Annotated in this window: 28 protein-coding genes; 1 reads left to right on the top strand and 27 read right to left on the bottom strand. The window is 64.4% G+C overall.

The features are described from left to right. Positions 1–24 precede the first annotated feature (24 nt). From B7R22_RS12495 to B7R22_RS12605, 23 genes are all read right to left on the bottom strand, one after another. A complete protein-coding gene (locus tag B7R22_RS12495) occupies positions 25–615 on the bottom strand; it encodes an adenylate kinase (protein WP_116412050.1) in 591 nt (196 codons plus the stop codon). Further along, positions 612–1934: a preprotein translocase subunit SecY gene (secY, locus tag B7R22_RS12500; protein ID WP_116412051.1), complete on the bottom strand. Its 1323-nt coding sequence runs from the start codon at positions 1932–1934 to the stop codon at positions 612–614. Before secY ends, B7R22_RS12495 begins: the two co-directional genes overlap by 4 nt. A 158-nt stretch (positions 1935–2092) precedes the next feature. Continuing rightward, on the bottom strand, positions 2093–2677 hold the full coding sequence (gene rplO, locus B7R22_RS12505) for a 50S ribosomal protein L15 (protein ID WP_116412052.1): 585 nt from the start codon (positions 2675–2677) through the stop codon (positions 2093–2095). After that, positions 2677–2862: a 50S ribosomal protein L30 gene (gene rpmD / locus B7R22_RS12510; RefSeq protein ID WP_104242488.1), complete on the bottom strand. Its 186-nt coding sequence runs from the start codon at positions 2860–2862 to the stop codon at positions 2677–2679. The genes rplO and rpmD overlap by 1 nt, the downstream gene beginning before the upstream one ends. Next, positions 2862–3551, bottom strand: coding sequence for a 30S ribosomal protein S5 (gene rpsE / locus B7R22_RS12515; protein WP_116412053.1), 690 nt, complete (start codon positions 3549–3551; stop codon positions 2862–2864). The genes rpmD and rpsE overlap by 1 nt, the downstream gene beginning before the upstream one ends. A 26-nt stretch (positions 3552–3577) precedes the next feature. Then, the gene (gene rplR / locus B7R22_RS12520; RefSeq protein ID WP_116412054.1) at positions 3578–3949 is read right to left on the bottom strand and encodes a 50S ribosomal protein L18; all 372 of its coding nucleotides are present in this window, start codon (positions 3947–3949) and stop codon (positions 3578–3580) included. Between the two features lie 2 nt (positions 3950–3951). After that, positions 3952–4488, bottom strand: a complete 537-nt coding sequence (gene rplF, locus B7R22_RS12525) for a 50S ribosomal protein L6 (RefSeq protein ID WP_116412055.1) — start codon at positions 4486–4488, stop codon at positions 3952–3954. Positions 4489–4494: 6 nt separating this feature from the next. Then, a complete protein-coding gene (rpsH, locus tag B7R22_RS12530) occupies positions 4495–4893 on the bottom strand; it encodes a 30S ribosomal protein S8 (protein ID WP_116283884.1) in 399 nt (132 codons plus the stop codon). 143 nt (positions 4894–5036) lie between these two features. After that, positions 5037–5627 carry a 50S ribosomal protein L5 gene (rplE, locus tag B7R22_RS12535; RefSeq protein ID WP_116412056.1) on the bottom strand — a complete coding sequence of 197 codons (591 nt, stop codon included), beginning with the start codon at positions 5625–5627 and terminating at the stop codon, positions 5037–5039. After that, the gene (rplX, locus tag B7R22_RS12540; RefSeq protein ID WP_116412057.1) at positions 5627–5986 is read right to left on the bottom strand and encodes a 50S ribosomal protein L24; all 360 of its coding nucleotides are present in this window, start codon (positions 5984–5986) and stop codon (positions 5627–5629) included. The genes rplE and rplX overlap by 1 nt, the downstream gene beginning before the upstream one ends. A 2-nt stretch (positions 5987–5988) precedes the next feature. Further along, a complete protein-coding gene (rplN, locus tag B7R22_RS12545; protein ID WP_116283887.1) occupies positions 5989–6360 on the bottom strand; it encodes a 50S ribosomal protein L14 in 372 nt (123 codons plus the stop codon). A gap of 33 nt (positions 6361–6393) precedes the next feature. Next, positions 6394–6705 (bottom strand): 30S ribosomal protein S17, encoded by a 312-nt coding sequence (rpsQ, locus tag B7R22_RS12550; protein WP_116283888.1) that lies wholly within the window; start codon positions 6703–6705, stop codon positions 6394–6396. After that, positions 6705–7073, bottom strand: coding sequence for a 50S ribosomal protein L29 (gene rpmC / locus B7R22_RS12555; RefSeq protein WP_116412058.1), 369 nt, complete (start codon positions 7071–7073; stop codon positions 6705–6707). Before rpmC ends, rpsQ begins: the two co-directional genes overlap by 1 nt. Next, the gene (gene rplP / locus B7R22_RS12560; protein WP_116283890.1) at positions 7073–7492 is read right to left on the bottom strand and encodes a 50S ribosomal protein L16; all 420 of its coding nucleotides are present in this window, start codon (positions 7490–7492) and stop codon (positions 7073–7075) included. The genes rpmC and rplP overlap by 1 nt, the downstream gene beginning before the upstream one ends. 2 nt (positions 7493–7494) lie before the next feature. Next, on the bottom strand, positions 7495–8301 hold the full coding sequence (rpsC, locus tag B7R22_RS12565) for a 30S ribosomal protein S3 (RefSeq protein WP_116412059.1): 807 nt from the start codon (positions 8299–8301) through the stop codon (positions 7495–7497). Beyond that, positions 8301–8699, bottom strand: a complete 399-nt coding sequence (gene rplV / locus B7R22_RS12570) for a 50S ribosomal protein L22 (protein ID WP_116283892.1) — start codon at positions 8697–8699, stop codon at positions 8301–8303. The genes rpsC and rplV overlap by 1 nt, the downstream gene beginning before the upstream one ends. Before the next feature lie 24 nt (positions 8700–8723). Then, positions 8724–9005, bottom strand: coding sequence for a 30S ribosomal protein S19 (gene rpsS, locus B7R22_RS12575; protein ID WP_104242462.1), 282 nt, complete (start codon positions 9003–9005; stop codon positions 8724–8726). Between the two features lie 11 nt (positions 9006–9016). Further along, a complete protein-coding gene (rplB, locus tag B7R22_RS12580; RefSeq protein ID WP_116412060.1) occupies positions 9017–9856 on the bottom strand; it encodes a 50S ribosomal protein L2 in 840 nt (279 codons plus the stop codon). Positions 9857–9879: 23 nt separating this feature from the next. Continuing rightward, the gene (gene rplW, locus B7R22_RS12585) at positions 9880–10179 is read right to left on the bottom strand and encodes a 50S ribosomal protein L23 (protein ID WP_116283894.1); all 300 of its coding nucleotides are present in this window, start codon (positions 10177–10179) and stop codon (positions 9880–9882) included. After that, positions 10176–10844, bottom strand: a complete 669-nt coding sequence (rplD, locus tag B7R22_RS12590; RefSeq protein WP_116283895.1) for a 50S ribosomal protein L4 — start codon at positions 10842–10844, stop codon at positions 10176–10178. Before rplD ends, rplW begins: the two co-directional genes overlap by 4 nt. A gap of 3 nt (positions 10845–10847) precedes the next feature. Next, positions 10848–11504: a 50S ribosomal protein L3 gene (gene rplC / locus B7R22_RS12595; RefSeq protein WP_116412061.1), complete on the bottom strand. Its 657-nt coding sequence runs from the start codon at positions 11502–11504 to the stop codon at positions 10848–10850. 8 nt (positions 11505–11512) lie between these two features. Then, positions 11513–11821 (bottom strand): 30S ribosomal protein S10, encoded by a 309-nt coding sequence (gene rpsJ / locus B7R22_RS12600; protein WP_104242452.1) that lies wholly within the window; start codon positions 11819–11821, stop codon positions 11513–11515. 306 nt (positions 11822–12127) lie between these two features. After that, complete coding sequence (locus tag B7R22_RS12605; RefSeq protein ID WP_253259058.1) at positions 12128–13345, bottom strand: MFS transporter; 1218 nt, start codon at positions 13343–13345, stop codon at positions 12128–12130. 63 nt (positions 13346–13408) lie between these two features. Here B7R22_RS12605 and B7R22_RS12610 point away from each other — a divergent pair, with 63 nt between their 5' ends. Then, the gene (locus B7R22_RS12610; RefSeq protein WP_253259059.1) at positions 13409–13891 is read left to right on the top strand and encodes a winged helix-turn-helix transcriptional regulator; all 483 of its coding nucleotides are present in this window, start codon (positions 13409–13411) and stop codon (positions 13889–13891) included. Positions 13892–13916: 25 nt separating this feature from the next. Here the strand turns inward: B7R22_RS12610 and B7R22_RS12615 are convergent, their stop codons facing one another. The 4 genes from B7R22_RS12615 to fusA form a co-directional block, all read right to left on the bottom strand. Then, positions 13917–14888 carry a DNA topoisomerase IB gene (locus B7R22_RS12615; RefSeq protein WP_116412063.1) on the bottom strand — a complete coding sequence of 324 codons (972 nt, stop codon included), beginning with the start codon at positions 14886–14888 and terminating at the stop codon, positions 13917–13919. Between the two features lie 136 nt (positions 14889–15024). After that, complete coding sequence (locus tag B7R22_RS12620) at positions 15025–16008, bottom strand: type IV toxin-antitoxin system AbiEi family antitoxin domain-containing protein (RefSeq protein ID WP_172582365.1); 984 nt, start codon at positions 16006–16008, stop codon at positions 15025–15027. 263 nt (positions 16009–16271) lie between these two features. After that, a complete protein-coding gene (gene tuf / locus B7R22_RS12630) occupies positions 16272–17462 on the bottom strand; it encodes an elongation factor Tu (RefSeq protein WP_116283900.1) in 1191 nt (396 codons plus the stop codon). 116 nt (positions 17463–17578) lie between these two features. Further along, positions 17579–19696 (bottom strand): elongation factor G, encoded by a 2118-nt coding sequence (gene fusA / locus B7R22_RS12635; RefSeq protein ID WP_116412065.1) that lies wholly within the window; start codon positions 19694–19696, stop codon positions 17579–17581. Positions 19697–19762: the final 66 nt, after the last annotated feature.

The following is a 19762-nucleotide window of genomic DNA, read 5'->3' on the forward strand; positions in this document are numbered from 1 at the left end:
GCGGAACGCCACAGGCGGTCTCGCCTAGTTGAGCGTGAGCACGATGCCGCGCTCGAGCAGAGCGTCGGTGATGCGCGCGGTCACAGCATCGACCGAGCCGAGGCCGTCGACCGTCACCACGAGGTCTCGGCCCTGGTAGAGGTCTATCAGAGGCGCGGTCTGCTCCTCGTACACGTCGAGGCGATGACGGATGACCTCTTCGGTGTCGTCGCTCCGGCCCTGGTCGAGCGCCCGCTTCGAGAGCCGGCTGACGATCTCGTCTGAGTCGGCCACCAGCAGCACCACCACATCGAGCGAGTGACCGCCGGCGGCGAGGATGTCGTCCAGTTCGTCGACCTGTGCGGTGGTGCGCGGGTAACCGTCGAGCAGGAACCCGCCCGCAACGTCTGCCTCGTGGAGCCTCGAGCGCACCAGGTCATTGGTGAGGCTGTCGGGAACGTATTTCCCGGCATCCATGAACTGCTTCGCCTTCAGTCCCAATTCGGTCTCCTCCGCCACGTTCGCACGGAAGATGTCACCGGTCGAGATCGCGGGCACACCGCACGCCTCCGAGAGTCGGACTGCCTGGGTGCCCTTGCCCGCACCGGGCGGTCCGATCAGGAGGAGACGTGTCATCGCAGGAGTCCTTCGTAGTGCCGCTGCTGGAGCTGGGAGTCGATCTGCTTCACCGTCTCGAGCCCGACACCGACGATGATCAGGATCGAAGCGCCACCGAACGGGAAGTTCTGGTTGGCTCCGATCAGCGAGAACGCAGCGAGCGGAATGAGCGCAATCAGACCCAGATAGACAGCACCGGGAAGCGTGATGCGGGTCAACACGTAGTCGAGGTACTCGGCCGTGGGCCTGCCGGCACGGATACCGGGGATGAACCCGCCGTACTTCTTCATGTTGTCAGCGACCTCTTCAGGGTTGAAGGTGATCGCGACGTAGAAGTAGGTGAAGCCCACGATGAGCAGGAAGTACAGCAGCATGTAGAGCGGGTGATCGCCCTTGGTCAGGTAGTTCGTGACCCAGGTCACCCATGCGGCGGGCTCCTGGCCCGCTGTCGGCTGGTTGAACTGCGCGATCAGGGCTGGCAGGTACAGCAGCGACGACGCGAAGATGACAGGTACGACGCCGGCCATGTTGACCTTGATCGGAATGTAGGTGTTGTTGCCACCGTACGTGCGCCTGCCGACCATCCGTTTCGCGTATTGCACAGGGATCCGGCGCTGCGACTGTTCGACGAACACCACTCCCGCCATGGTCGCGACGCCGATGACGAGCACGACGGCGAGGATCTCGACGCCCTGCTGCTGCCAGATCGACTGCAGCGAACCCGGGAAGCGAGCGGCGATCGAGGTGAAGATGAGGAGCGACATGCCGTTGCCAATACCGCGCTCGGTGACGAGCTCGCCCATCCACATGATGAGGCCGGTGCCGGCGGTCATGGTGATGACCATCAGCATGATGGCGTACCAGGAGCTGTCGGTGATCAGGTTGCTGCACTGGGTCGTGGTGCTGTTGCCGAACAGGGCGCCGCTTCGCGCCACGGTGATCAGCGTCGTCGACTGGAGCACGCCTAGCGCGATCGTCAGGTAACGCGTGTACTGCGTGAGCTTCGACTGCCCGGACTGACCCTCCTTGTAGAGGGTCTCGAAGTGCGGGATGACGACGCGAAGGAGCTGCACGATGATCGATGCCGTGATGTAGGGCATGATCCCGAGCGCGAAGATCGACAGCTGCAGCAGTGCCCCACCACTGAACAGGTTGACCAGTTCGTAGAGGCCCGAGGTGCTCTGGTTCGCGGCAAGACATGCCTGCACGTTTCCGAAGTTCACGAAGGGCGCAGGAATGAAGGACCCCAGCCGGAACAGCGCGATGATGCCCAGCGTGAAGAGAATTTTCCGGCGGAGATCCGGAGTACGGAAGATCCTGCCGACGGCTCTGAACAAAAAAAGGCCTCCTGCTAGGTGGATACGAGACTTCTGCGGGCAGAATCCTCAACAGGAAAGAATTCCCACACAGACTCTACTCGATACTCCTCGGGCCGAGAGGCCAAAAGGGGCGGCTGCCCGAAGGTAGCCGCCCCCGCGACGAGCGTGTTGAAGTGTTACTTGACGGAACCGCCGGCTGCAACGATCTTCTGCTCCGCAGAGCTCGAGACCTTGTCGACCGTGACGTTCAGCTTGACTGCGATGTCGCCGTTGCCGAGAACCTTGACCTTCTCGTTGTCGCGAACCGCACCCTTGGTGACGAGGTCGGCAATCGTGACGTCTCCACCGGAGGGGTAGAGCTCAGCGAGTCGGTCGAGGTTGACGACCTGGTAGTACACCTTGAACGGGTTCTTGAACCCACGCAGCTTCGGCGTGCGCATGTGCTGCGGCATCTGGCCACCCTCGAACCCGAGACGCACCTTGTAGCGTGCCTTCGTGCCCTTGGTACCACGGCCCGCGGTCTTACCCTTGGAGCCTTCACCGCGACCGACACGCTGGCGGGCCTTTTTGGCACCGGCTGCGGGACGGAGGTGGTGGACCTTCAGCACCTGCTCGCGGGCCTCGGCGGGAGCTGCGACGACCGTGGTGGTCGTTGCGGCGGCGTCGGTCGCGGCGGGAGCCTTCTTGACGGTGGCCTTCTTGGGGGCCGCTGCCTTCTTGGGAGCCGCTGCTGCAGCGGACTCGGTTGCTTCTTCAGCCATTAGTCAATCTCCTCGACTTTCACCAGGTGAGCGACGTGGCGAACGTAGCCGCGGTTCTGCGAGTTGTCCTCACGCACAACGAACTGGCCGATGCGATGAAGGCCCAGGCTACGCAGGGTGTCGCGCTGGTCTTGCTTTTCGCTGATCTTGGATTTGATCTGCGTGATCTTCAGGCTCGTAGCCATCAGGCACCTGCCTTTGCGAGACCGGCGGCCGCGTCGGCGTCTGCCTGGGCACGGAGCAGGCGTGGGGGCACGACCTGCTCGAGCGTCAGGCCACGACGTGCTGCCACGGCGCGAGGCTCTTCGAGCTGCTTGAGCGCCTCGACGGTCGCGTGAACGATGTTGATGGTGTTCGACGAACCGAGCGACTTGCTCAGAACGTCGTGGATACCGGCGCACTCCAGCACGGCGCGAACCGGACCACCGGCGATGACGCCGGTACCGGCAGCAGCGGGGCGGAGCAGGACGACGCCTGCGGCAGCCTCACCCTGAACGGGGTGCGGGATCGTGTTGGCGACGCGGGGGACGCGGAAGAAGTTCTTCTTCGCCTCCTCGACACCCTTCGAGATCGCGGTGGGCACCTCGCGGGCCTTGCCGTAGCCGACGCCGACCAGACCGTTGCCGTCACCGACGACGACGAGAGCGGTGAAGCTGAAGCGACGACCACCCTTCACCACCTTGGAGACGCGGTTGATGGTGACAACACGCTCAAGGAACTGGCTCTTGTCAGAGTCGCGCGATCCGCGGTCCTTGTTCGGGTTGCGCTCACGGCCGCCACGACGAGCCTCGCGGGGCTCGTTCTGGGCAGCGGCAGTGGTCTCGGTTGCGGGAGCCTCAGTCGCTGAGGCTTCAGTGCTCGTAGCGTCTGCCACGGTAGCTTCCTTTGCTTTTTCGTCGGTCACAGGTCCAGACCACCCTCTCGGGCGCCGTCGGCCACAGCCGCGACGCGTCCGGCGTAGCGGTTGCCGCCACGGTCGAAGACGACCGCTTCGATGCCGGCAGCCTTGGCGCGCTCGGCGACCAGTTCGCCGACCTTGTGGGCCTTTGCGGACTTGTCACCGTCGAAGACGCGCAGATCCGCTTCGAGTGTCGAAGCCGACGCGAGGGTGAAACCCTTGCTGTCGTCGACGACCTGCACGAACACGTGGCGGGCCGAACGGGTGACGACCAGGCGCGGACGCACCTCGGTGCCCTCGATCTTCTTGCGCAGGCGGTCGTGGCGACGGCCGCGTGCTGCGGCCTTGCTCTTGCCTCTAGTTCCAGTAGCCATGATTACTTACCGCTCTTTCCGGCCTTGCGACGAACGACTTCGCCGGCGTAGCGCACACCCTTGCCCTTGTAGGGCTCGGGCTTGCGCAACTTACGAATGTTGGCAGCTACTTCGCCAACAGCCTGCTTGTCGATACCGCTGACAGTGAGCTTGTTGACACCCTCCACCGTGAAGCTGATGCCCGCGGGCGGCTCGACGGTGATGGAGTGGGAGTAACCGAGAGCGAACTCGACGTTCGCGCCCTTGGCGGCAACGCGGTAACCGGTTCCGACGACCTCGAGGCCCTTGGAGTAGCCCTCGGTGACACCGATGATCTGGTTGGCGATGAGCGTGCGGGTCAGGCCGTGCAGCGAACGCGACTCGCGCTCGTCGTCGGGCCGGGTGACCAGGATCTGGCCGTCTTCGACCTTCGCCTCGATCGGGGCCTTGACGGTGAGCATGAGCTCACCCTTCGGGCCCTTGACCTGAACGAGCTGGCCGTTGATGGAGATGTCGACCCCCGCAGGGATCGGAATGGGGAGTCTGCCGATACGTGACATCAGTGATCACCAAACGTAGGCGAGGACTTCCCCACCCACGCCCTTCTTGGAAGCCTGTCGGTCGGTCAGCAGACCGGACGACGTCGAGAGGATTGCGACGCCGAGTCCACCGAGAACCGTGGGGATCTCCGTCGACTTTGCGTAGACCCGAAGGCCGGGCTTCGAAACGCGCTTGATGCCCGCGATCGAACGCTCACGGTTCGGGCCAAACTTGAGGGCGAGGGTCAGCGTCTGGCCGACCTCTGCGTCTTTGACATCCCACGAGGCGATGTAGCCCTCGCTCTTGAGGATGTCGGCGATGTGCGACTTGAGCTTGCTGTGCGGCATCGACACGGTGTCGTGGAATGCCGAGTTCGCGTTGCGCAGTCTGGTCAGCATGTCTGCGACCGGATCTGTCATTGTCATGGAAGTGGTGCCCTTCTGGCCTGGTTTCGACACCCTGTGCAAGGATGCCGACCTGTGGTCTTGGCCGGCTCAGCCGAGTTGCTGAGCCGGGGTGCTGCTGATGTTCTCTTACTGCGGTGTTGCTTTACTGCGGGAGCAGAGAACTAGGAGTTCTCTGCGGTCTTGAACGGGAAGCCGAGCGCCTTGAGCAGCGCGCGACCCTCGTCGTCGGTCTTCGCGGTGGTGACGACGGTGATGTCGAAACCACGCACGCGGTCGATCCTGTCCTGGTCGATCTCGTGGAACATCGACTGCTCGGTGAGACCGAAGGTGTAGTTGCCCGATCCGTCGAACTGGCGGTCGGAGAGACCACGGAAGTCGCGGATACGGGGAAGCGCCAGCGAGATCAGGCGGTCGAGGAACTCCCAGGCACGGTCGCCACGAAGCGTGACGTGTGCACCGATGGGCTGGCCCTCGCGCAGCTTGAACTGGGCGATCGACTTGCGGGCCTTGGTGACCTGCGGCTTCTGGCCGGTGATCGCGGTGAGGTCCTTTACGGCCCCATCGATGATCTTGCCGTCGCGGGCTGCTTCACCGACACCGGTGTTCACAACGACCTTGATGAGGCCGGGAACCTGGTGGATGTTCGTGAAACCGAAGTCCTTCTCGAGCTGGGACATGATCTCGGTCTGGTACTTCTGCTTCAGCCGGGGCTGGATTTTGCCAGCCGCGGGCGCAGTTGCAGTGTCAGTCATTACAGGTCCTTACCTGATTTCTTGGCGTAACGAATGCGAACATTCTTGGTCACGCCGTCTTTGGTGACCTGTTCGACGCGGAAACCGACACGGGTCGGCTTCTTGGTCTCAGGATCGATGAGCGCCACGTTCGACACGTGGATCGGGGCCTCGACGGTCTCGATGCCACCGGTCTTCGTGCCGCGCTGGGTCTGGCCGACGCGAACGTGCTTCTTCACGAAGTTGATGCCTTCGACGATGACGCGGTTCTTCTCGACCTGCACCTCGATGACACGACCCTGCTTGCCGCGGTCTCCGCCGCGAGCCTGGCTCTTACCGGTGATGAGCTGGACGACGTCGCCCTTTTTGATGTTCGCCATGATTAAATGACCTCCGGTGCCAGCGAGATGATCTTCATGAAGCTCTTGTCGCGCAGCTCGCGGCCGACCGGGCCGAAGACACGGGAACCACGAGGCTCCTTGTCGTTGGCGCGGAGGATGACCGCTGCGTTCTCGTCGAACTTGATGTAGGAACCGTCGACGCGACGGGTCTCTTTCTTGGTGCGCACGATGACGGCTTTGACGACGTCTCCACGCTTGACGGTGCCGCCGGGGATGGCGTCCTTGACGGTGGCGACGATGATGTCACCGAGGCCGGCGTAACGGCGTCCTGAACCACCGAGTACACGGATGGTCAGCAGCTCTTTGGCGCCGGTGTTGTCGGCGACCTTGAGCCGGGATTCCTGCTGAATCACTTCTACTCCTTACGTAAGTAAGCGCGGGGGCGCTTACTTGGCCTTTTCGAGGATCTCGACCAGGCGCCAGCGCTTGGTGGCGCTCAGCGGACGGGTCTCGGAGATGAGCACCAGGTCGCCGATGCCGGCGCTGTTGGCCTCGTCGTGCACCTTCACCTTGGAGGTGCGGCGGATGACCTTGCCGTACAGGGGGTGCTTCACGCGGTCTTCGACCTCGACGACGATGGTCTTCTGCATCTTGTCGCTCGTGACATAGCCACGACGGGTCTTGCGGTAGCCGCGCTCCTGGACGGGCGCGGCAACAGTCTCGACGGGTGCAGCTGAAGCTGCCTCAGTCTTAGCCATTACTTGGCCTCCTCGGTTGACTCGGTTTCGGTTGTCTTGGTGTCGACCTTCGCGTCGGCATCAGCTGCTTCCTCTACAGGAGCGGCCTTCGGCTTGCGGGTCTTCTTGGGTGCAGCCTCGACCGGAGCGACCTCGACCGGAGCCGGCGTGGCACGGATGCCGAGCTCACGCTCACGCACGATCGTGTAGATGCGGGCGATGTCGCGCTTGACGGCGCGGAGGCGGCCGTGGCTCTCGAGCTGGCCGGTGGCCGACTGGAAGCGCAGGTTGAACAGCTCCTCCTTGGCCTTCCTCAGCTCTTCGGCCAGGCGTGAATCTTCGAATGTGTCGAGCTCGACGGGGGTGAGCTCCTTGGAACCGATCGCCATTATGCGTCTCCCTCCTCGCGCTTGATGATGCGTGCCTTCAGAGGCAGTTTGTGGATTGCACGGGTGAGTGCTTCACGAGCGATGGTGTCACTGACACCACTGAGCTCGAAGAGCACGCGACCCGGCTTGACGTTCGCGATCCACCACTCGGGCGAACCCTTACCGGAACCCATGCGGGTCTCAGCCGGCTTCTTCGTGAGCGGGCGGTCGGGGTAGATGTTGATCCACACCTTCCCACCGCGCTTGATGTGACGGGTCATCGCGATACGAGCGGACTCGATCTGGCGGTTCGTCACATAGGCGGGCGTGAGGGCCTGGATGCCCCACTCACCGAACGACACCTCGGTGCCACCGGTCGCCTGGCCGCTACGGCCGGGGTGGTGCTGCTTGCGGTGCTTGACTCTGCGTGGAATCAACATGGTTATGCCTCAACTCCTGCTGCTGCGACGGGCGAAGCGTCAGCCTTGGGTGAATCTGCGCGAGGGGCGGCCGAGCGCGGGGGACGACGGTCGTCGCCACCGCGGCGGTCGTCGCGACGCTCGGGGCGCGATGACTTCTGGTTTGCCTGCTCGCGGGCGAGCTCCTTGTTGGTGATGTCGCCCTTGTAGATCCAGACCTTCACACCGATGCGACCGAACGTCGTACGGGCCTCGTAGAAGCCGTAGTCGATGTTGGCGCGGAGCGTGTGCAGCGGCACACGGCCTTCGCGGTAGAACTCCGAACGGCTCATCTCGGCGCCGCCGAGACGGCCGGAGACCTGGATACGCACACCCTTGACGCTCGGGAGGCGCTGTGCACCCTGCAGGCCCTTGCGCATTGCGCGGCGGAAGGCCACACGTGCGCTGAGCTGCTCGGCGATGCCCTGGGCGACCAGCTGCGCTTCGGCTTCGGGGTTCTTCACCTCGAGGATGTTCAGCTGGATCTGCTTCTTGGTGAGCTTCTCGAGGTCGGAGCGGATCCGCTCGGCCTCGGCGCCGCGGCGACCGATCACGATGCCCGGACGGGCGGTGTGGATGTCGACACGGACGCGGTCACGGGTGCGCTCGATCTCGATGCGGGCGACGCCTGCACGGTCGAGGCTCTTCGTGAGCAGGTTCCGGATCTTCACGTCTTCGGCGACGAAGTCGCTGTAACGCTGTCCTACCTTGGTGCTGTCAGAGAACCAACGCGACACGTGGTCGGTCGTGATGCCCAGACGGAAACCGTAGGGGTTTACTTTCTGGCCCATTACTTCTTCCCTGCCTTCTTGGAACCCTGAGCGGATGCTGCGACCTCATCGGGCGTCGAGAGGACGACCGTGATGTGGCTCGAGCGCTTCAGGATCTGGAATGCGCGTCCCTGTGCACGGGGCTGGAAACGCTTGAGGGTCGTACCCTCGTCGACGAAAGCCGCCGAGACGAACAGATCCTGCTCGTCGAGGTAGCTGTTGTCCTTGTCGGCCTTGACCTTCGCGTTCGCAATCGCAGACTCGACGAGCTTGTAGACAGGCTCGCTTGCGCCCTGCGGGGCGAACTTCAGGATGGCCAGGGCCTCCATGGCCTGCTTGCCGCGAATCAGGTTGACGACGCGACGAGCTTTCATGGGGGTGACGCGGATGTGACGCACGCGTGCGATCGACTCCACCATTTCTCTCCTCCTTCCGTCACCGCGTTAGCGGCGACGACCCTTCTTGTCGTCCTTCACGTGGCCGCGGAAGGTGCGTGTCGGCGAGAACTCGCCGAGCTTGTGACCGACCATGGTCTCCGTGATGAACACGGGGATGTGCTTACGACCGTCGTGGACGGCGATCGTGTGACCCAGCATTGCCGGGATGATCATCGACCGGCGTGACCAGGTCTTGATGACGTTCTTGGATCCAGCTTCGTTCTGTACGACGACCTTGCGGAGCAGGTGGTCGTCAACGAAGGGCCCCTTCTTGAGACTGCGTGGCATCTTCTCGACTCCTACTTACGCTTCTTGCCGACGTTGCGGCGACGAACGATGAGCTTGTCGCTCTCTTTGTTGATGTGGCGGGTGCGGCCCTCTTTCTGGCCCCACGGGCTGACCGGGTGACGTCCACCGGAGGTCTTGCCCTCACCACCACCGTGCGGGTGGTCGACCGGGTTCATCGCGACACCACGAACGGTGGGCCGGACGCCGAGCCAACGCTTGCGGCCGGCCTTGCCCCAGTTGATGTTCGACTGCTCGGCGTTGCCGACCTCACCGATCGTTGCGCGGCAGCGAGCATCCACGTTGCGGATCTCACCGGAGGGCAGACGGAGCTGCGCGTAGGGGCCGTCCTTTGCCACGAGGCGAACGGAGGCACCAGCGGAACGCGCCATCTTGGCGCCCCCGCCCGGCTTCAGCTCGATCGCGTGGATGACGGTACCCACGGGGATGTTCTTCAGCGGCAGGTTGTTGCCGGGCTTGATGTCAGCGCCGGCGCCCGACTCGATGATGTCGCCCTGGCTCAGCTTGTTCGGGGCGATGATGTAGCGCTTGGTGCCGTCGACGAAGTGCAGGAGCGCGATGCGAGCCGTGCGGTTCGGGTCGTACTCGATTTCGGCAACCTTGGCGTTCACGCCGTCTTTGTCATTGCGCTTGAAGTCGATGACGCGGTACTGGCGCTTGTGGCCACCACCGATGTGACGGGTCGTGATGCGGCCGGCGTTGTTACGACCACCGGTCTTGGGAAGCGGGCGGAGCAGCGACTTCTCCGGCGTGGTGCGGGTGATCTCAGCAAAGTCTGAGACCGACGAGCCACGACGACCGGGAGTGGTCGGCTTGTACTTGCGAATAGCCATGTTTTTATCCTCTGGATTCCGACTCAGCCAACAGCCGTGAAGATGTCGATGGTTCCGGACTTCAGGGTGACAATGGCACGCTTGGTGTCTTTGCGCTTTCCCAGGCCGAACTTGGTGCGACGGGTCTTGCCGATCTTGTTCATCGTGTTCACCGAAGCGACCTGCACGTTGAAGATCTTCTCGACCGCGAGCTTGATCTCGGTCTTGTTCGACGTGGGCGCCACGATGAACGTGTACTTGCCCTCGTCGATCAGTCCGTAGCTCTTCTCGGAGACGACCGGCGAGATGATGATGTCGCGGGGATCCTTGTTGTTGCCGCTCATGCTGCAACCTCCTCAGTCTTGCTCTTCGTCTTCGACGCGATGAAGCCGTCGATGGCGCCCTTGGTGAAGACGATGTCGTCGCTCACCAGAACGTCGTAGGCGTTCAGCTGGTCATAGGTCAGCACGTGCACCTCGGGGAGGTTGCGCACGCTCTTCACGGCGATGTCGTCGCCGCGCTCGATGACGACGAGCACGTGCTTGGACGTCGCGATCTTCGTCAGGAGCTCGATGGCCGTCTTCGTGGACGGGACCGGGCCGAGCGTCAGGGAGTCGACGACGTGCACGCGGCTGCCACGGGCGCGGTCGGAGAGAGAACCGAGCAGTGCTGCAGCGATCATCTTCTTCGGGGTGCGCTGGTCATAGCTGCGCGGGGTCGGGCCGTGCACGATGCCACCACCGGTCATCTGGGGGGCGCGGATCGAGCCCTGGCGGGCGCGACCGGTTCCCTTCTGCTTGAACGGCTTGCGGCCGGCACCGGAGACTTCGCCCCGGCCCTTGACCTTGTGGGTGCCCTGCCGCGCAGCGGCGAGCTGGGCCACGACGACCTGGTGGATGAGCGGCACGTTGGTGGCCACGTCGAAGAGCTCAGCGGGGAGCTCGACGGTGCCGGCCTTGTTGCCCTTGGCGTCGATGATGTCGACAGTGGTGATGTTCGCGTCAGTCATGGACTACGCCCCCTTCACTGCGGTACGGACGAATACGAGACGGCCACGGCCACCGGGAACGGCGCCCTTGACGAGGATGAGGTTCTTCTCGGCATCGACCGAGTGCACCACGAGGTTCAGTACGGTGACACGCTCGCCACCCATGCGCCCTGCCATGCGCATGCCCTTGAAGACACGGCTGGGGGTCGAGGAGGCTCCGATGGAACCGGGCTTGCGGTGGTTGCGGTGCGAACCGTGCGACGAGGAGACACCCTTGAAGTTGTGACGCTTCATGACACCGGCGAAACCCTTGCCCTTGCTGGTGCCGACGACGTCGACCTTCTTGCCGGCTTCGAACACGCCGTCGACAGTGAGTTCCTGCCCGATCGTGTACTCGGCGGCGTCAGCGGTGCGGATCTCGGTGACGTGACGGCGAGGCGTGACGCCCGCCTTGTCGAAGTGACCGGTCTCGGGCTTGTTCACCTTGCGGGGATCGATCTGGCCCGCGGCGATCTGAACGGCTTCGTAGCCGTCGACCTCGGGGGTGCGGATCTGCGTGACGACGTTCGGGGTGACCTGAACGACGGTGACGGGGATGAGACGGTTGTTCTCGTCCCACACCTGGGTCATGCCGAGCTTGATGCCGAGCAGACCTTTGGAAGTCTTGGTTGTGTTTGCCATCAGTCGTCCTACAGCTTGATCTCGATGTTGACATCGGCTGGGAGGTCGAGGCGCATCAGCGAGTCGACAGCCTTGGGCGTCGGGTCGATGATGTCGATGAGGCGCTTGTGAGTGCGCTTCTCGAAGTGCTCGAAGCTGTCCTTGTACTTGTGGGGCGAACGGATGACTGCGATCACGTTCTTCTCCGTCGGCAACGGCACGGGGCCGACCACGGTTGCTCCTGCGCGAGTGACTGTGTCGACGATCTTGCGCGCCGAACTGTCGATGACCTCGTGGTCATACGACTTAAGTCGAATGCGGATCTTCTGTCCCGCCATGTTTGACTCATCTCTCTTGTCTTGCGTCTTACGCTCGGGAGATTGTCCCTCGTCGCATTGGACGCGATTACCACTGTTGTTCTGCCAAGACCCGCCCGGACGCACAGCGGAACGCTGGGTTCTGAGGGGGTATTTCAAGCCGTGTCCTGCTACCCGCGGCCTAGCCCTACAAGATCGAGGATCTATAGCTATGCACTGCCTGGTAGTGATGCGGGCACACTTCCACCCGTATTACTGAACTATGAGAGTCTGCCACATGGAATGGCCACGTGCAACCCGGGCGTGTCGCGTCGGCGTGTCGCGTCGTTACTGGGCGAGCGCCACCTCAGGCCGCACTCGCACCCGCCAGTCGACGGCCGCGAGAACCGCGGTCAGGAGTGCCAGGATCCCGACGAGCGGGGCGATGATGTCCACGGAGACGGCCAGGCCGAGTGCGGTCGCGAGAACGCCCGCACCGATGGCTGTCACTGCCTGGAAGAGATAGGAGAACAGGTAGAGCGCCGAGAGCGTCGCTCCCCGGTGCCGGGGCTCCGTCGCACGACTGATCAGGCCGAGCCCGCCCATGAAGACGAGCGAGTAGCCGATGCCGCCGACGATGCACCAGAGCAGGAACAGGGCGATCGACCCCGTCGACGCACAGAGTTCGAGAAGGGCCAGCCCGCCCAGGGAGACCACGGCCCCCACGATCACCGCGACGTGCGAGTGGATGCGCTGCAGCACGATCGCCGTTGTGCCGATCATGACCGACGATATCGCGAGGAGCGCGCCGATCACGAGCAGGTTCGTGGTGCCGGTGAGTTCCCGGGCGATCGACGCTCCGAGGGAGAGGAAGACGGCTCCGACCGAATAGGCGACAGACACGGCAAGAGTCGCCACGACGAAGACGCCGAGAGCCGGCCTCGGCACGTGCATCGCCTGCGGGCGCCACGGGGTGGCCCGGGCATCCGGAGCCTGCAGCGGCATCACGAAGACGGCGACGAACACCACGCCGCTGAGAACCACCAACACCCCGTAGCTGAGCTGTTCGGGAAGGGGTGCGTACTGCGCCAGCGTGCCCGACACGAGCAGCGCGAGCGTGAGACCGAGGGCAGTGGATGCTGCGGTCAGCGAACTGGCCAGGCGGGGGTTCGACGAGGTGTTGTTCTCGACGAGCGAGGCGCTGGCGGCCCCGATTGCAAGCCCCGCCCCCGCGCCCTGGAGGGCGCGGCCGATGTACAGCCACGCGACATCCGGAGCCGCGATGAAGACCAGCCCCGACACGAGGATCAGGCCGACACCCATGAGCATGGCGCGGCGCCTGCCGATCGTGTCGGAGATGCTGCCGAACACGAGCAGCACGACCAGCAGCACGACGGGATAGGTCGCGAAGATCGTCGTGATCACCGTCGACGACAGTTCCCATTCGGCGGCGTAGGTCGGGTAGAGCACCGACGGGGCTCCACTCGCCCAGAGGCAGAGGGCGAGCACCGAAGCGGATGCCCAGAAGGAGCCGCGCTTCTGGAACCGGGATAGTCGAGGGGTCATCCGCCCACCCTACTCCGCTCGGTTGGAATAGTGAATCTAGGTGGGAGGACCTATCCTGATGCAGTGAGCACTCCCCCGAAGACCCCGGCCCGGCCCGCGAAGGAACACGCCTGCTCGATCCACCGCAGCCTCGACATCCTCGGGGAGAAGTGGTCGCTGCTGATCATCCGGAACGCCTTCCGGGGCCAAACGAAGTTCTCGGAGTTCCGCGACGCGCTCGGCGTGCCGAGCGACATCCTCACCGCTCGCCTGGCGACCCTCGTGGAGGCCGGCGTGCTCGAGCGACGCGCATACCGTGAGCCGGGGGCGCGCGAGCGCTCGAGCTACCACCTCACCGAACGCGGCCGCGCGCTGAAGACTGTGCTGGTCGCGCTCCAGGAATGGGGGGACTCCTACACCCCGTGGCCGGGTGGACGAGTGTCGCTGGTGCAGCGGGCAGGAACCAGCGACCACGTCGAGCTGGCGTTCGTCGACGACACGGGGGCGGCCGTCTCCCCCGACGAGGTCGCCCTCGTGCCCGGCCCCTCCGCCGGCCTCACCTGGTGAGACTCCTTCGGCTGCTGACGTCCCGCTACTCGAAGAGCAGGGCGCGGAGTTCGGACTCGGCGGACGCCAGCCGGGCGGGGTCGATGGTCAGGCCCTCGGTGTACTTGTCGACGAGGCGGGGGTCGACGTAGCTGTTCTTGGCGATGGTGGGGGTGTTGCTGAGCACCGCGGCCGCATCGCGCATGCTCTGGGCGAGCGCGCGCTTGCGCCGGTACTCCGTCGGCTGCGGGCCGGCCTTCGCGAGGCTGACCGCGGCGGCGAGCGTGCCGTGGAGGGTTCGGAAGTCCTTGGCGGTGAAGTCTCCCCCGGTCTGCTCCTTCACATAGGCGTTGATGTCGAGGGCGCCGAGCGGATGCCAGCGCCCCCGGTCATCCGGGAATGCCAGCAGGTGAGCGTTCGGGCCGCGACGTTTCAGACCCGCGACGATACGCGCCAGTTCGGCGTCACGGATGTCGGACTCCCAGGGCTGCCCGCTCTTCGCCGGGAACGCGAGGTGCACGACGTCACCCCGCACCGCGACGTGCGCGCAGAGGAGGGTCGAGAGGCCGTAGCTCCCGTGTTGCTCGGCGTAGCGCTCACTGCCGACCCGCAGCGAGCCCTGGTCGAGCATCCGGAAGGCCGTGGCAGACGCACGCTCACGGTCTGGACGCTCGTGCCGGAGATCCATCGTGACCTTCCGCCGTGCGGGCGGGAGCGACTCGGCGAGGCTCAGCGCCCTGTCGAACTTGATGCGGTCCTTCTGCTCACGCCAGGTCGGGTGGTAGATGTACTGGCGGCGGCCCGCAGCGTCGATGCCGGTGGCCTGGATGTGGCCGTTCGTATGCGGCGCGATCCAGACGTCGGTCCACGCTGGTGGAATCGCGAGGTGTTGGATACGGGCGCGAAGCTCCCCGTCGCGGAGCGTGGCACCATCGACATCCTGGTACGTGAACCCCCTGCCGGCCCGGAGCCTCCGCAACCCCCGCCCGCTCGAATCGCTCCGCCGCAACCTGACCATTCCCCGACCCTACCGCCGCCCGGGTCTGGCCCGCTCTCCCTTGACGACCGCGCTGCGGCCCTGTTGCACCCACCACACGTGAGACTCCGGCGCACAGTTGAGAGGCGCACGCGGGTCTCCCTTGCGCGTAGACGTCTCACGCTCGCCGGGCGTGAGACTCCCGCGCACGCCGGGCGGGCACGCCGACGGCGGTGAGGATGTCGCGCAGACGGGAGGGGTCTCTCAGGCCGTCGAACATCCACCGCACCACCCGGGAACCCTCGAGTCGAAGATGATCCTCTCGGATCTTCTCGGCAACGACCGCCTCACCCGGCGTCAGAGCGCCGAGATACTCGGGCTTCAGATACTTGCTCCGTCCGTCGAACTCCCCAATGATGCTGAGCTCGGGCCATTCGAAGTCCGTGTAGTAGAACCCGCCGCGCGGATTGACGTGTTGGACCTGCAGGCAGGGTTCGGGCATCCCGAACCGCTCGATCAGGAGGCGGCCCCACGTCTCTCCCGGGTTCGCCGACCCGACCCTCGACGCGCCGATCGCAGCCAGGACCCTGGACCGCCCCCTCCTCCCCACCCGGTCGCCGGCGAGTTCGAGCAGTTCACGCTGCTCAACCGTCACAGGGAGGTGACAGACCATTGGATTCAACGCGTGGTCGATCATCACCACGGCATCGAGCGTGCTGCCCGATCTGGCCACGTCGATGAGGGTGCGAGCCGGGGTGGTGATCCGGATCCCGTCCACCTCCACGACATCGTCATCAGGAAGGGCGACTCGGTGTTCTCGAACTCCAGCCCGGCTGTGCGCGCCGGATCCCGGCCGCGAGACGAGCTGGACTTCGCTCGGCCAATGACCCAATCGCGGGAACCCCCAGAACGCAGCGGCGGATTCGTAGCCGACCACCACGCCGTGACGGGTGGCGGCGACCGCGATGATTTGGGCGATATGCCGATCGCAGCTCGAAGCAGAGCGCCACTCTGCGGCGGAGGCGTAGACGCCACGGCGCACCCTGACCGCCGAACCTTGCTTTTGGGAGCGACGCAGGCTCCGATCATCCATCCTGAGAGCTCGGACGCGGTCACCCGCGAAGTCGAGATGCAGACGCCCGGCCGCCCCAACATGGTCCATAGGGAAAGGCTCGCACTCCTCTCGATCGCCCCGGGCGCCGAAGGATGACCCGGTGGACAACCCCGCAGCATCGCACAGTGTGGACGACAAGACAGGCGGGTAAAGAGGGCCGCAATTGAGACGCCCGCGGGGGCGGAGCGGGCGGAGCGGGCGGGGCCGGAGCCGGCGGAGGCAGGGGCGGGGGACGAATGAAGGGCCGCACCCCCGGAGGAGTGCGGCCCTTCATTCGGTGTCGCCCGGTGGGCGAACCAGTGGTGCTGGGACTACTTGGTGACCTTGGTCACCGTTCCGGCGCCGACGGTGCGGCCACCCTCACGGATGGCGAAGCCGAGGCCCTCCTCCATCGCGATGGGCTGGATGAGCTCAACGCTGATGTCGGTGGTGTCGCCGGGCATGACCATCTCGGTGCCCTCGGGCAGCGTGATGACGCCGGTGACGTCGGTGGTACGGAAGTAGAACTGCGGGCGGTAGTTCGTGTAGAACGGGTTGTGACGGCCACCCTCATCCTTGGAGAGGATGTAGGCGGTGCCCTCGAAGCCGGTGTGCGGGGTGACCGAACCGGGCTTGACGACGACCTGACCGCGCTCGACGTCTTCGCGCTTGGTGCCACGAAGGAGCAGACCACAGTTCTCGCCGGCCCAGGCCTCGTCGAGCTGCTTGTGGAACATCTCGATACCCGTGACCGTGGTCTTCTGCGTCGGGCGGATGCCGACGATCTCGACCTCGGAGTTGATGGCGAGGGTTCCGCGCTCTGCACGGCCGGTGACGACGGTTCCACGACCGGTGATCGTGAAGACGTCCTCGATGGGCATGAGGAACGGCTTGTCCTTGTCGCGGATCGGGTCGGGGATGGAAGCGTCCACCGCGTCCATCAGCTCTTCGATCGACTTGGTCCACTCGGGGTCGCCCTCGAGGGCCTTCAGCGCGGAGACGCGGATGACCGGAGCGTTGTCGCCGTCGAAGTTCTGGCTGGAGAGCAGCTCGCGAACCTCGAGCTCGACGAGCTCAAGGATCTCTTCGTCGTCGACAGCGTCGGACTTGTTCAGCGCGACGAGCAGGTAGGGGACGCCCACCTGGCGGGCGAGCAGAACGTGCTCACGGGTCTGAGCCATGGGGCCGTCGGTGGCGGCCACGACGAGGATCGCGCCATCCATCTGAGCCGCACCGGTGATCATGTTCTTGATGTAGTCAGCGTGACCCGGGGCGTCGACGTGGGCGTAGTGACGCTTCTCGGTCTCGTACTCGATGTGCGAGATGTTGATCGTGATACCGCGCTGCTTCTCTTCGGGCGCAGAGTCGATCTGGTCGAAGTTGAAGGTCTTGTTGTACGCCGGGTACTTGTCAGCCAGAACCTTGGAAATGGCCGCGGTGAGCGTGGTCTTTCCGTGGTCGACGTGACCGATTGTTCCGACGTTTACGTGCGGCTTAGTCCGCTCGAACTTGGCCTTGGCCACTGGGTCCTCCTCAGGACTTTCATGCTGAGCGGCCGATCGAGAGTGTCGACCGGCTGCTCAGCGGGGTGTTGATTAGTTATATTACTAGGCCCGGGAGGGGCCGGCAGGCGAGTGTGTTACTCGCCCTTGTTCTTCTGGATGATCTCGTCGGCAACTGCCTTCGGGACCTCCGCGTAGCTGTCGAACGTCATCGAGTACACAGCGCGGCCCGAGGTCTTCGACCTCAGGTCACCGACGTAACCGAACATTTCGCTCAGCGGGACGTTAGCACGGATGACCTTCACGCCGGTGGCGTCTTCCATGGACTGGATCTGGCCACGACGGGAGTTGAGGTCGCCGATGACGTCGCCCATGTACTCCTCGGGCGTACGCACCTCGACGGCCATCAGCGGCTCGAGGAGCACGGGGCTCGCCTTGCGAGCCGCCTCCTTGAACGCCATGGTGCCAGCAATCTTGAACGCCATCTCCGAAGAGTCGACGTCGTGCGCCGCGCCATCGAGCAGGATGCCCTTGACACCGACCATCGGGTAACCCGCGAGCACGCCGACCGCCATGGCTGCCTGCATTCCCTGGTCGACCGAGGGGATGTACTCGCGCGGCACGCGGCCACCGGAGACCTTGTTCTCGAACTCGTAGACCTTGTCGGCCGTCACTTCGAGCGGCTCGATCGAGATCTGGATCTTGGCGAACTGACCCGATCCACCGGTCTGCTTTTTGTGCGTGTAGTCGTGCTTGTCGACCGTGCGGCGAATCGTCTCACGGTAGGCCACCTGGGGCTTGCCCACGTTGGCCTCGACGTTGAACTCACGACGCATGCGGTCGACCAGGATGTCGAGGTGGAGCTCGCCCATTCCCTTGATGACGGTCTGGCCGGTGTCCTGGTTCTGCTCGGTGCGGAAGGTCGGATCTTCTTCGGCCAGCTTCTGGATGGCCAGGCCCAACTTCTCCTGGTCAGCCTTCGTCTTCGGCTCGATCGCGACCTCGATGACGGGCTCGGGGAACGTCATCGACTCCAGTACCACGGGGTGCGCCGGGTCGGCCAGAGTGTCACCGGTGGTGGTGTCCTTCAGGCCGATGACGGCGTAGATGTGACCGGCCGTCACGGAGGGGACCGGGTTCTCCTTGTTGGCGTGCATCTGGAAGATCTTGCCGATGCGCTCCTTCTTGCCCTTGGTCGCATTGATGATCTGCGCACCCGAGTCGACGTGACCCGAGTAGACGCGGATGTAGGTCAGGCGACCGAAGAAGGGGTGGACCGCGACCTTGAACGCCAGAGCGGCGAACGGGTCGGTCGAGTTCGCACCGCGGGAGATGATGATCTCCTCGTCACGCACGTCGTGTCCTTCGACACTCGGCACGTCGAGCGGGCTCGGCAGGTAGTCGACGACGGCATCCAGCATCGGCTGGACACCACGGTTCTTGAACGCGGAACCGCAGAGGACCGGGTAGATCTCGCTGTTGACGGTGAGCTTGCGGATGGCGGCCTTGATCTCGGCGACCGAGAAGTCGACGTCACCGGAGAGGTAACGCTCGAGCAGTTCGTCGCTGGTCTCGGCAACGACCTCGATGAGCTTCTCGCGGTACTCCGCTGCCTGCTCGGCCAGGTCGGCCGGGATCTCCTCGATCTCGTACTTCGCACCGAGCTCGACGTCACCCTTGGAGTCGCCACGCCAGGTCAGCGCGCGCATCTCGACGAGGTCGACCACACCCTCGAAGCTCGACTCAGCACCGATGGGGAGCTGGATGACGAGCGGGCGGGCGCCGAGGCGCTTGACGATCGTGTCGACGGTGAAGTAGAAGTCGGCGCCCAGCTTGTCCATCTTGTTGACGAAGCAGATGCGGGGCACGTCGTACTTGTCGGCCTGGCGCCAGACGGTCTCCGACTGGGGCTCGACGCCCTCCTTGCCATCGAAGACGGCGACGGCACCGTCGAGCACGCGGAGCGAACGCTCCACCTCGACCGTGAAGTCCACATGACCGGGCGTGTCGATGATGTTGATCTGGTTGTTGTTCCAGAAGCACGTGGTGGCAGCCGACGTGATCGTGATGCCGCGCTCCTGCTCCTGCGCCATCCAGTCCATCGTCGCTGCACCGTCGTGCACTTCACCGATCTTGTGGGTGATACCCGTGTAGAACAGGATGCGCTCAGTAGTGGTGGTCTTGCCGGCATCGATGTGGGCCATGATGCCGATGTTGCGGACCTTGTTCAGGTCGGTAAGCACGTCCTGTGCCACGGATTTCCTCCGATTGGATTGCTACGGGTGTGAGGTGCGGTGGATGCTCGGAACGAACATCCACCG

The sequence above is a fragment of the Subtercola boreus genome, assembly GCF_003399635.1.
GTDB lineage: Bacteria > Actinomycetota > Actinomycetes > Actinomycetales > Microbacteriaceae > Subtercola > Subtercola boreus_B.